This is a genomic window from Synergistaceae bacterium (assembly GCA_017444345.1).
Taxonomy (GTDB): Bacteria; Synergistota; Synergistia; order Synergistales; family Aminobacteriaceae; genus JAFUXM01.
Window position 1 is genome coordinate 1 of sequence record JAFSWW010000030.1, and the last position, 12566, is coordinate 12566.

Annotated in this window: 12 protein-coding genes; 4 read left to right on the forward strand and 8 right to left on the reverse strand. The window is 40.3% G+C overall.

Annotated elements, in window-relative coordinates; translation table 11 throughout:
• Positions 1 to 1150: 26S protease regulatory subunit (locus IJS99_01750; protein MBQ7560544.1), on the forward strand; the 1150-nt coding region annotated here is incomplete at its 5' end.
• A 16-nt stretch (positions 1151 to 1166) separates the two neighbouring features.
• On the opposite strand, the gene IJS99_01755 is transcribed toward IJS99_01750, so the two are convergent.
• From IJS99_01755 to IJS99_01790, 8 genes are all read right to left on the reverse strand, one after another.
• Positions 1167 to 2843, reverse strand: a complete 1677-nt coding sequence (locus IJS99_01755; protein MBQ7560545.1) for an ATP-grasp domain-containing protein — start codon at positions 2841 to 2843, stop codon at positions 1167 to 1169.
• 43 nt (positions 2844 to 2886) lie between these two features.
• Positions 2887 to 4098 (reverse strand): nickel pincer cofactor biosynthesis protein LarC, encoded by a 1212-nt coding sequence (gene larC / locus IJS99_01760; protein MBQ7560546.1) that lies wholly within the window; start codon positions 4096 to 4098, stop codon positions 2887 to 2889.
• A 4-nt stretch (positions 4099 to 4102) separates the two neighbouring features.
• Positions 4103 to 4990, reverse strand: coding sequence for a 2-phosphosulfolactate phosphatase (locus IJS99_01765; GenBank protein ID MBQ7560547.1), 888 nt, complete (start codon positions 4988 to 4990; stop codon positions 4103 to 4105).
• The gene (locus tag IJS99_01770) at positions 4990 to 6429 is read right to left on the reverse strand and encodes a proline--tRNA ligase (protein ID MBQ7560548.1); all 1440 of its coding nucleotides are present in this window, start codon (positions 6427 to 6429) and stop codon (positions 4990 to 4992) included. Before IJS99_01770 ends, IJS99_01765 begins: the two co-directional genes overlap by 1 nt.
• A gap of 44 nt (positions 6430 to 6473) precedes the next feature.
• On the reverse strand, positions 6474 to 8585 hold the full coding sequence (locus IJS99_01775) for a patatin-like phospholipase family protein (GenBank protein ID MBQ7560549.1): 2112 nt from the start codon (positions 8583 to 8585) through the stop codon (positions 6474 to 6476).
• 115 nt (positions 8586 to 8700) lie between these two features.
• The gene (locus IJS99_01780) at positions 8701 to 9183 is read right to left on the reverse strand and encodes a chemotaxis protein CheX (GenBank protein ID MBQ7560550.1); all 483 of its coding nucleotides are present in this window, start codon (positions 9181 to 9183) and stop codon (positions 8701 to 8703) included.
• Positions 9184 to 9267: 84 nt separating this feature from the next.
• Complete coding sequence (ruvX, locus tag IJS99_01785) at positions 9268 to 9783, reverse strand: Holliday junction resolvase RuvX (GenBank protein ID MBQ7560551.1); 516 nt, start codon at positions 9781 to 9783, stop codon at positions 9268 to 9270.
• On the reverse strand, positions 9735 to 10661 hold the full coding sequence (locus IJS99_01790) for a lysophospholipid acyltransferase family protein (GenBank protein ID MBQ7560552.1): 927 nt from the start codon (positions 10659 to 10661) through the stop codon (positions 9735 to 9737). The genes ruvX and IJS99_01790 overlap by 49 nt, the downstream gene beginning before the upstream one ends.
• 292 nt (positions 10662 to 10953) lie before the next feature.
• On the opposite strand from IJS99_01790, the gene IJS99_01795 reads away from it, so the two are divergent.
• From IJS99_01795 to IJS99_01805, 3 genes are read left to right on the forward strand one after another with little or no spacing between them, the layout of a single operon-like run.
• The gene (locus IJS99_01795; GenBank protein ID MBQ7560553.1) at positions 10954 to 11307 is read left to right on the forward strand and encodes a hypothetical protein; all 354 of its coding nucleotides are present in this window, start codon (positions 10954 to 10956) and stop codon (positions 11305 to 11307) included.
• 27 nt (positions 11308 to 11334) lie between these two features.
• Positions 11335 to 11727 (forward strand): hypothetical protein, encoded by a 393-nt coding sequence (locus IJS99_01800; protein MBQ7560554.1) that lies wholly within the window; start codon positions 11335 to 11337, stop codon positions 11725 to 11727.
• Complete coding sequence (locus IJS99_01805) at positions 11727 to 12527, forward strand: prepilin peptidase (protein ID MBQ7560555.1); 801 nt, start codon at positions 11727 to 11729, stop codon at positions 12525 to 12527. The genes IJS99_01800 and IJS99_01805 overlap by 1 nt, the downstream gene beginning before the upstream one ends.
• Positions 12528 to 12566 lie beyond the last annotated feature (39 nt).

The following is a 12566-nucleotide window of genomic DNA, read 5'->3' on the forward strand; positions in this document are numbered from 1 at the left end:
AATTATATATATTATGAATGAGTCTTTACGTGCTGACTATGACTCTGAAATAATTAATATCATTCGTGATATAACAGTCCAAGATTCAGACGTGAAATTAAATTACAGCCGTGTGAATCCAAATTTTAGGCCGGTAAATCAAGAAATCGCAAAAGACTCCGGCAATAATAATAATAATAGCGAGTTCGACTACAAAAAATTATCGCTCAATTATCACGCCGAAGAGCCTAGATACACTTTTGATCAAGTAATTTTGCCTGAATATACACTAAAGCGCATAAAAGAATCAGCAGACATGATTTCTCCCGACGTAAGAGAAATAGTATTTAATGAATGGGGCTTAAATAATATCGTCCCTCACGCAGCTTCAGCAATGAGCTTCTACGGCCCCCCGGGAACGGGCAAAACTATGGCAGCCGAGGCAGTAGCAAATTATCTCAAGAAAAAAATTATCCGCGCCTCATATGCCGACATAGAAAGCAAATATCACGGTGAAGGCCCTAAAATGGTAAAAGCTATCTTTATGGCAGCAGCCCGCGATGATGCAGTATTATTTATTGACGAGTCTGACTCGTTATTATCTAAGCGGTTAACAAATGTAACTGACGGCTCGGCACAAGCTATTAACTCAATGAGAAGCCAGTTATTAATTTCTCTTGAACAATTTAACGGAGTCGTAATCTTTGCTACAAATTTAGTTGTAAATTATGATAAGGCTTTTCTCTCGCGCCTGATAAGTATAGAATTTCCTGTACCTGATTTCAACGCTAGAAAAAATATTTGGCAGAGGCATTTATATGGTGAAGGAATCAAAATACCATTTGATGACTCTATAAATATAGACGAACTTGCAAAAAAATATGACTCTTTCTGCGGACGAGAAATAAAGAATGCCGTTATTTATGCTTGTGTAAGTGAGGCCGTGAAAGTCAGACGGGATAAATCATCACATGAAAATTTGCGGCTCTCTCATGAAGATTTAATAAATGCAAGCGATAAAGTCAAGGATGAAGCAAAAAAAGTTTTAGAGTCTTCAGATCATACTGTAAGCCGTAAATTAGAATTATCCAAAGAAGACAATCAAGAAATAACAAATTTAATGCAGGAAGAGCTTGACAAGAAAACGCAAAAATCCCCTGACTCGCTGTAAAATCAGGGGAGAATATTTATATTTTCGAGGCAATTAATATATTTTCCTGTTTTGATTCATAAATCGGAGCTTCAATCTTGAGTCCAGCAATACGCAAAAGAATCTCGATTCCCTTTATGCCGTATGGAATATTGCAATATGTGCTTTCAGGAACTATAACGCGCCCTCCCTGTCTTATTTTGCTGATGAACGTATAAATTTTTTCTGCCAGGCTTTCAACGTCCGCAAAAGATTCGCCCTTATGCAAATAAATTATTCCTTGTTCGTAGCTGTCAAATGCTGATTTTAATTCTTGATCGCTTGTTACTACGCAGGAGCCTTTTATTTCGTGATTAATGTCGCTTAAAATTAATATACTGCCCTTAGAATTTGTCTTGTGAATTACCTGCTCAATACTCAAAGAATTATCAGGTGTCTTGAAAGTTAAATTATTATTCTGGAATATCAAATCAGGATATTTCATTTCGATTTCGTGCAAAATATTGCAGTCCTCGCGCACAACTTTCTCATCTTCGTGCAATAAATAAATAACTCCGCCAGCTGTCTCAAGATTTCTAGTTTTCGGTAAATCTTCCCGATTGCCTGCACCGACAAAATTTGCGTCGTAATAGCTCCTTAAATGACGGCTTAATTGCATTATTGGCGTTGAATATTCGCGTGTATCATCAGGAACTATTATCATTTTGAGCGCGCCGAAATTATGAGTCCTATATGGCTTTCTGCGGTCCTCGTCAAATTTTTCGTGATCAAGATATGAATCTAAAATTTTATCAGTGTCATGATGGCCGTATATGCTGTCAAGAAATTTTCTGCGCATTGATGCACCCATAGGCCTGCAATTTACTTCGATAAGGACGGGGCCTCTTTCGTCAATCATGTATTCGCCGTGAACTGGGCCGTATTTTATCCCGATTGCGTCCGCTACTTTATAGGCATAATTCACGAGTTCCCAGTGTCCTATATCAAGTTCTTTAACAGTAATAAGAGTATTATATGCATTTGCACCGTTTGAGAGTTTGATTTTATCATAGACTATCATAGATAATAAACTGTGCCGGCCGTTGCATGAAGTTGTATTTACTATGTATTCAGGGCCTGTTATGCGTTCTTGAATAAGAGTATTAGGGCTTAATTCAAGATTTTTGCTGACAGCTGAGAGCATTTCTTCACGGTTACTGCAGATATATACGCCTTGAGTCCCCGCGCCTCTTGGAGGTTTGACGACTGTATTTTGCGTGTCTAGTTCGCTAAAAAATTGTCCGGCCTCTTCAAGCGAAGATACTAATTTGCCCCGAATATAGCGAATCCCGTAATCTTTCAAGGCCTCCTGCATTTTGTCCTTCTGAGTCATTTGAGGGAGTCTTGATACAGGATTCCCGGCGAGTCCTAAATCACTTGATAGTCTCGTAGCAAGCTCGATACCGAACTCATGCCCGGCAATTACAAGAATAGGCTTTAATTCCCGCACCTGCTTTAACACTGCATTATAGTCGGGATTTTCTTTAATGATCGTAAATTTTCCGGCAAAACGCGCATTTATCGAGTCTCTTTCTGCACGAACAGTTTTCACGTCTTCGCTCATATCAGGATAACTCCCTTCGAGTAACACAGGCTCATATCCGCGGCTTATTACGTCATCGATTAAATTCTTACCTGATGAGATATATTCAGCGATTACGATTTTATTTCTCATATTTTGCGCCTTCTTTCTTGCTATAATTTATTACTATAAAATTTTACAGGCTTGAATAAATAATTTTGCGAATCTCCCACATGGGCCGGCCAAGTTTTAAAGCAAGACTCTTAACGTCTTCATATTCGGGGATTTTGCGTAAATTTTCACCGTTTAAGCTTGTAATCTTGACTCTGATTTTGCCCAGTGAAGTATTAATTTCTTCAATATGCCAGTTTAAGCGCAGTCTATCAAGTTCGCTGATTCTTACGCCCTGTGAAGTAGTATGAGTCAAAATTATTTTTGCGAGTTTGCTTGCGTTATAGGGTTCACAGAGACAGCAAAATTTTACACCGGGGCGCGACTTCTTCATGTAAATATTTTCAGTCCAAACGTCGAGAGCTTGAGTATTAAATAATTTCTCTGAGACTATTTCATAATCTTGAGGATTCATGTCGTCAATATTACATTCAAGCAAAGATAATTTCTCTTGTATGAAATCGCTGTCATTCTTAATGTCAGAGTCTATCAATAACGCGCGCAAAACGTTCGGCATATCGGGCGAGTCATTATTTCCGAGTCCGTAGCCTGAAGCTGTAATTTTTCCGGGCGGAATATTCCCGAATCCGTCAGCAAGAATCTTAACGAGTAATGCACCAGTCGGAGTCGTTCGTTCCATAGGCGACCCATTAGAGAAAACCGGCAAACCGTGTAATAAATACTCAGTCGCAGGAGCAGGAACGGGCAAAATTCCATGTGCGCACTTCACAGTTCCCGAACCTACATTTATATTTGAGCATATAACGCGCGGCCAGTTCAACGAGTCAATTAATATAAACGAGCCTACTATATCAATTATTGAGTCAACCGCTCCGACCTCGTGAAAGTGAATTTTATCGGGTGTAGTTCCGTGTACGTTAGCTTCTGCATTTGCCAGTAAAGAGAAAGCCCGCAGAGATTCACGCTTTATTCTTTCATTCAGAGTGCTTGATATGATAATTTTTTCTATATCTGCTAAATTCCGGCCGTGATGATGTTCGTGATCGTGTTCGTGATGATGTTCATGTTCATGATTTAATTTCACGTCAAAATTTATGCCTGCGATTCCGTTTTTTGCCGCGTTCTCGATTATTAGCTCGTACTCGCTGGGATTTAAGCCCGTTAATTTATTGAGTCCGTCAATTAAAATTTTATGACTCGGGACAATGTTTAATAATGCCCCGATGAACATATCGCCCGCAATTCCTGCAAAGCAATCAAGATATAAAGTTTTCACGCGTTTATTTCTCCTTCCTGCCTATAAAAAAATACTGCGCCGGTTTCTTAGTATATGATAATAACTCTTCGAATGGGTCAGGGCTTTTCACTGGGTCGGGCTTGATTTCCTGCGAGTCAATTTTGTGATCATAGGGCTGTGAATTTCCTGATACGCTGCGCAAGATATTTCTTGAATCCTTATCAATAGTCAAAACTGGGACAACTGTAGAGACGTTGCACTGACTAGAGAAAGCTATATCATCAAGATAGCCGATTTTTTCCAAATATTGCGCGTGAGTCGAGTTCATTATAAATTTTTCGAGGTTGTCGCCCCTGTTCTGCCATAATAACATGGCAATTTTTGCGCTGTCAGTAGTCAACAGTTCGCCGCGACTCTGCAATAATTTCAAGATTGCCCCTGCACACAAAGTATCTTCCCATGAAGGCCGCTTTTTACGTCCTGAACATAGAAAGCCTATATTATTCCCTAAAGTCAAAGCATAATCTAAGCAGGCCGCATAATTTCTTAAACTCGCAGCAATAACAGGACTCCCTGAAGATGCAGCTTCTAATAATGCTACTGTCCCGTTTGTCGTTGACATTACCCCGCAGTTATGTTCACGAATCAAGCCCAGATTTAAATCAACCGGAGAATTACCCAGATTAAAACCTTCAGGAGGAATCCCGTTTACTTCTCCCATTAATAGCGGCTTTAAATTCTGTTCGGTGAGTTCATATGTCAAGACTCTTGCTTCATCGGGAGTCTTCACGGGATAAAGTGCACCGCCTCCCAGTTCGAACCAGCGAGTCATTACAGTTGTAGCGCGCAGGACATCTATAACTATCCAGACATCGACAACGGGCAAATAATTATTCTCGCCGCATGAAAATATTAAATCAGCCTCGTACATTAATAAGCCTTCGCAAAAATAGTTAATCTTGCGTTATCATTGCCAGTAATAAAGCACTTGCCCCGATTATCACCCGGCAAAATAACACGAGGAGTCGCCCCGCCCGTTTCGTCCTTAATGCGCTTTTCGTCTTCAATGCTGCCTCCGAAATATGCACGGACAAAGCCGCCCTTAGTATTAATAATTTCCTTGAGTTCGTCATAATTCGCCGCGTCATGTGTATTATTTTCTCTGAAAGTTTTTGCGCGTGTGAATAAATTCGCCTGAATGTCATCAAGTAATTTTTTAACCGTGTCTATTACATTTTCAGATTTAACGTCAAATTTTTCGCCTGTATCTCGTCTAACAAGTCTCACTGTTCCCGCTGCTAAATCTTTTTCTCCAAGTTCGAGCCTAAGTGGGACTCCCTTTTGTAAGTGCGTGAAAAATCTATCGCCGGGTCTAGTGTGAAAATCTGTATCAACTTTTGTATACATTCCGCCGAGTGAGTCGTCAAGTTTTGAGGCGAGTTCTTTAGCAATCGGCAAAATTTTATTAGCTGCAATGCTTTCATCTTTGGAAATCGGCAAAATAACGGCTTTAACGGGTGCGATTCTGGGCGGAATAATTAATCCGTCATCGTCAGAATGAGTCATTATTAACGCTCCTATTAAACGAGTCGAGACTCCCCAGCTCGTAGTCCAGCAGTAAGCAAGCTCGCCTTCCCTGTTCTGATATTGAATGTCAAAGGCCTTAGCAAAATTTTGACCGAGAAAATGACTCGTCCCTGCCTGAAGAGCTTTAGAGTCGCTCATCATTGCCTCACATGTAAAAGTATCAACAGCACCGGGGAATCTTTCGCCCGCAGTCTTCTCACCTGCTATAACGGGCACTGCTAACTCATTTTCTATAACATCACGATAAACGCCTAACATTTTTAGAGTCTCTTCTCGTGCCTCTTCTTGAGTCTCGTGTGCTGTGTGTCCTTCCTGCCAAAGAAATTCACTAGTCCGCAAAAATAATCTTGGCCTCTTCTCCCAGCGCATGACGTTGCACCATTGATTTATTAAAACCGGCAAATCACGCCATGATTGAATCCATTTTGAATACATATAGCCTATTACAGTCTCAGAAGTCGGTCTGACTGCATAGGGTTCTTCGAGCTTTTCACCGCCCGCGTGAGTTACCATTGCTAATTCAGGTGCAAAGCCTTCAACGTGTTCGGCCTCTTTCTGGAAAAATGAACTAGGAATCAAAACCGGAAAATATGCGTTCACATGTCCAGTTTTCTTAAAAGCAGCGTCTAACTTTGCTTGTATATTCTCCCATATTGCATAACCTGTAGGACGAATTACCATACAGCCCCGGACTGGTGCATAATCTGCGAGTTCGGCGGCCTTGATTACGTCCAAATACCATTGTGAATAATTTTCGCTTCTAGGTGTAATATTTCGTGCCAATTTATAAATTCCTCCCTGATAATATATGCATTATTATAATATTTTTATGGCAGCGGGTAATGATCCCATATAGGAACGCCTATAAAGAAGCCAGTTTTGAAATTTTCTTCTGAACTGTACATTACAGCAAATTTCATGTCTACTAAATTATTCGGGAAGTTCACAGCGAGTCCCACTTCCCACGGAGCTTCTATCTTGTGCCATTCTTTATCCATTGCGTAGCCCCAGCCGGCAAATAATTCAGCTGCTATGACTCCCACTGCTGTACGTGTAAGAATCCGCCTGAATGCCAAATTAGTCCAAAACATGCGCTCGGCCTCGATGGGATTTCTTGCGATTGAGTAGAGTTCTTCAGCTGCTCCGAGATAAACGGCGTGGCTGCGTCTATTCATATCGCCTTCTGCAAAACCTGCCCGGAAATAGATTCGCCACATTTCCGAAACTTTCAGCGGCTTGAAATAATTAAACCTGTAAACAATTTCGTCAAAATCAGGCCACCAAGCATTAAATCTCCATGAATAACCTTTTGTAGGATCTCCGGGAATGTCAAGAGTATCGAATTCAGCAAAGAAAGTCGGCCCGATCGAGTCCCTGTCATCGTGAGGCAAATCGCTTATAGAATCTCCTTCTACGTGTTCATAGGCGAGTCCTATTCCGACATTTACATTGCCCCAGACGAATAATTTATTAAATCCTGCGGCGTATCTCTTCCAGCTCCTGAATGGATCATTAGGTCCGGCGGGCTCCCATTTCTGAACGGACAAATTAATTTGCCATGAGTTATTTAATGGAGGCGGCGCGGTCTGATAAGTGAAATCTGCTCCCCATTGATCCCCGAATTTCAAGACTCCTGTTAATGAGTCATATTCTGACAAGAGTCCCCTTGCTTCTCCCTTAAGATAAAGCCACCGGTTTGAATGCAAATTTGTAGAATATCCGGAAATTCCCACTTTAAGCTCCGGAGCCTGCCTCACGTCAATTCTTACAAGAATATCGCCCGATTCAGTCCGGCCAAGCTGATAATCTGCCATTTCTATGCCCTGAGCTTCCGCTAATTTTTCCATTGCGTGATCTATTTCTTCAGGTTTTACTTTATGGCCGACCCATTTTAGAGTCTCTTTCCTGACAAGTTCCGACATTTTAGGCGGCAATCCGTGAACTTCAACATCTCCTACGATTTCACTTAATTTATTTTTGCGCTTGAAAGTATAAAGTCCCGGCCCTCGTGCTGATAGTGCTTTGATCTCGTCTATTTTCTCCATTGCTGACTCATAGCCTAATTTTATAGTATTCTCTGAGCCGCTGGAATCAAGCAATCCTAGCCCTTCAACTTTAGGACGTAATAAAATATCTGCTGCCCGGCCTTCTTCGTTTGTAGTTCTGCGCATTAAAATCGTGAGGGCTTGGCCTATTACATCCATGTAATTCCCTAGTGTATTAGAAGGTGAAAGCGAATCAGAAATATCTACAGCAACAATAGGAAGCCCCGGAAATATATCACGCGCTGTATAGACCGGCAAATTTGAGACAACTCCGCCATCGACTAATAAATGATCGTCAATAATCCAAGGCTCAAATAATGCAGGAATTGACATTGAAGCACGCATTGCAGCAGCTAGACTCCCTTCACGCAATACAACTTTTTCACCGGTATTAATATCAGTAGCTACTGCCGCATATGGAATCGGCAGTCTGTAAAAATGAGTCTCTGTAACATGACGCATTAAATGAGAAAAATAATTATATAATTTGTCGCCGGTTAATAAGCCCTTGGGACCTCTTTCACCGTTGCGCTTTATATAAGTAAGTGCGGGGATTGTGCTAGTTTTTGCGCGCCTGTCATTTCCGGAAAATACGAACATGGGCCCGGTATTCTCCGATAAAAGCGAGGGCAAATCTAATTCAGCTATAATCTTATGCATTTCTTGAGTAGTATAACCGCTTGCACGTAAAGCTCCCATTAATGCGCCCATACTTGTCCCGACTATGCCGACAATTTCGACTCCGTTCTGCTCTAAAGCCTCCATTACTCCAACATGAGCGAATCCCTTTGTGCCGCCTCCTGATAAAACGAGAACGACTCCCGCCTCAGTCTTTAAAGGAGTCAACGCCATAATCACCGCGATAATTAACGAGTATATAAATTTTTTCAGCATTTACACAAAACTCTCTCTCTATAAATATATATATTATGTCAAAAAACGGCTCCGGCCCACTTAGACCAGAACCGTTTATAATTTTTCATGTGTTAATTATTACAGGTCAATCAAGCTAATCAATTTTGAAGGACAATACAAGATAAAGCCCCCCTGAAGGTTCAAGCGAAAATGGCAGTGTAAAACTTTTCATGCCCTGATCTTCTTTTGTTACGTTCCTGATATTATCTCCGATTATTAATTGCGGCGGCGTTACGTCGACAGTTCCCAGCGCGCTTTGTACCAGTGCACGGCCTCCGATCATGTTTGACAATTCACCGATTACGCTCATAGAGACATCATCACCGATTACCGGCTTAATCATTCCGCCCGACATTGCAGTAATGATATTATCAAAGCCGTCTTTATTGAGCATTATATTTACTGTTCCTCGTGAGCCTACACCTACAACGCCTATTAATGCCGCTGTGCAAATATTTTCTACTTTTATGCCCGGAGATACTTTCGATTTGTTGAGGGTGATATTAAGCCCCACCTCTCGCCCTACGGAAAGCACTGCCGACGCAAAACTATTCACGAGAGCGACAAGTTTATCCATACCGGCCATTGTTAAATTAATCTCCCTCCCTGTAATGATTGTATATATTCTTAATGAGTTTATAATATTATAGCCTATTCTTGTTTATATCTCTATATTTTTATATTTTTTCAAAGCTCGTAACGCAATTATACACGCTGCCAAATCGTCGAGAACTCTATCAGGAACTCGCAAACCTTCAGGAATCAACCGCATTAATAAGCTCGGCTTATGCAATTTCCAGTATAACGCACGGGCTTCAAGAGTCGTATTTCTCTCATCAACAAGCAAAATATTTATATCATTCGGCAATTTTTCACGTAAATAATTATAAAATTCTTTGCTGTGAGTCCCTTTCCCTAGTGCTAAAAATTTTATTTGCGAGTCCTTCAATGAGTCCGCGCTGCCTTCTATAATCAAATCTATAATAAAATTTGAATCATTAAAATTTTTTAAGTCAGCAAAGAAATCATCACGCTTTGAAGTCTCAAAAATTCCCGACGCTAATAAATTCCCGTTAAAGTCAACAAAAGCAAAGCCCGTTTTATCTCGTCCGGGGTCTATTCCCAGTATTAAATCTTCCCTTGTGTATATTCCCATTTGTCCAGCAGCCAAAGCCATTGCTCAGGGGTCTCCTTTATACAGTTTTCAATAAAATTATTGCACATTTCGATACTTGCTTTAATATCTTCGCCGAACTCATGCCCGTTTTTGTCGAGTCTGTCGCTCAAAATTTCCTTAAATCTTATATAATGCTGTTCGGGTTTTGCCCAGTCCCTGAAATATCTAGCAGCAATAACAGGACACTTGAATTTCTTGTATAATTTCGCGATTCCCTCGTGAGTGCTTGCGTCGATTCCTAAAAATTTTGTGATTATTCCGTCTTGACGAGCGTCTAAATCCTGCATTATTACAAGAATCCCCCCCGACTTCAAAGTCTTGAATATCTCACGCAAGCCGCCCCCCTCACTTGTTATCATTTTCATTCCTGAAAAATTTTCGCGTATATTCTCGATTATGCTATTTATTTTATTATCTCTTTGAGGCGTATATACAGCATTTAAAGCAAAACCCGCATTAATTACCCGAGCCGCTGCTAATTCCCAGTTCGCCATGTGAGTACACATTAAGACAGCTCCCCGACCTTGTGAAAGAGCATAGCGCAAAAGTTCTTGACTCTCTTCAGGGAATTCTACAAGTTCATTTAATCGGGATTTAATAACGGGGATTCGTATAAATTCTACTGCTGACATGCCTAAATTTATAAATGATTTCTTGACTATCTCACGCGCCAAAGTTACACCGACTCCCAGCGATTTCACGCAGCGAGCCTCGCACCTGTCTACTTTCTTCCATAAAATCAAACGCAATAAACGCCCGATTAAATCACCCAGTAAGAGCGCAAATCTATGAGGGCAAATGCGCAGGAACTTCACAAAAATTTTTATAAATATTATAATGACCTCCCGACAAAATTTATTATTAACATGGCATAACACACAGGCACTTCACAAATTATAACGACCTCACAACAAAAATTTTATTATTCATGCGACACAATACGCAAATTATAATGAGCTCCCGACGAAATTTTATTATCCACGCAGCACGCAAAAAATTTCAGGGCTATAATTATAAAACTTGCAAAAAAATTTTTCCTAAATATTATCATGTCATGTAAAATATACTGATTAATAAATAATTTATTTTGCGTAAAAATTTTTCGTGAATTATATGCGGGTCTATTACGATAATTATGATAATTATTTAAAGGAGTGATTTTATTTGTCATTGACAGCTTGTAAATCATGCGGAAAAGTTTTTGACTCAGAGACTACAAAACGGGATTTCTGTATTGACTGCTTAAGGAGGCTCGAAAATATTTACAGCAAGATTCATGAATTCATAAAGAACAGCAGCGAGAAAAATTTTGAGATTGATTATTTATCTGAAGTAGTTGACGTTGACCCTAAAGACATTCAGGAATTAATCGAACTCGGCTATATAGAGCGGGATATACAGACTTATGGGCGGGATTTGTCAGAACGTCAGAAACTTGCGCTTGAATTCGAGCAGGCAATCGAGAAATTGAACGAGAAAATAAGAATCACTACTTACGGCGGCAAAATTTATAAACGTAAATAAATATTTTATATTTCACAGGAGGTGTTATTGTTGCTAAAATCGTGCAAATTATGCGGAAAAGTTTTTAATTACGAGGGAGGGCCGATAAAAGTTTGTCTTGATTGTTTCAGGAGAATTGAAGATGTTTACTCGCGCTCACATGAATATTTGCGGGACAATGACGAGGAAAAATTTGATTTCGTTCAATTATCTGAGGCAATAGGAGCAGATCCCCGCGATGTTCAGGAACTTGTAGAAATGGGCTGGCTTGATCGTGATTTGAGTCTCTATAAACGCAATAGAATCAGACGTAATCTAGATTTAGAAAATTTACAGGGTTCACTGAATAAATTATTAAATAATAACGACGATGACAAGAAACGACACAAACAAACTTCATACGGCGGTGAAATCTATCAAAGAAAACCGAGGTGGCGTTAATGCAAGCATATATTATTATAATTTCCGGAGTAATAGGCGCGTGTTTAGGTTCATTTTTGAACGTTGCAGCACACAGGACCATACAGAATAAATCATGGTACGGATGCGAGCGTTCAATTTGCGAATCATGTAATCATGTTTTATCAGCGAGTGAATTAATCCCCGTTTTCTCGTTTTTAATTCAACACGGTAAATGCAGACATTGCGGGGCAAAAATTTCAATTAGATATTTACTTGTCGAGATAATAGCCTGTCTTATGGGAATAATAATCGCGGCAAAATATGGAGTCTCATGGGCGGGCTTGATTTCTGCGATAGGTGCGTGTTCTCTGCTCGTGAATTCATTGACGGATATAGAGAGCGGCGACGTTTTTGACATGTTCACGATTTCGACGGGTATAGCTGGCTTGTTAGTTCGTACAGCGGGGGGAATGACGGCAATTTTTGACGGACTCGCGGGAATTTTAGCGGGCTTTGCAATTTTCGCAGCAATCATAATTTTATCTCGCGGGGGAATGGGCTGGGGCGACGCGTTTTTTATGGGAGGACTCGGCGGGATTCTCGGCTTGAAATTCACTTTACTGGCTTTATATATCGGCATAATGACGGGCGGATTTTATTGCATTGTGTTATTAATGATAGGTAATTTGCACTGGGGGAAGCATGAAAGTATACCGCTCGTGCCTTTCTTGTCTCTAGGGTGCTTTATAACGATGATTTACGGGACAGAAATTTTTAATTATTTGCAATCAAGATTTATATACACGAAAATTTTTATAGTTTCTTGGCCGTTCAGATAAATTTTTACACGTAAGAGGGAGAAATGTTGGGGGGCGGGC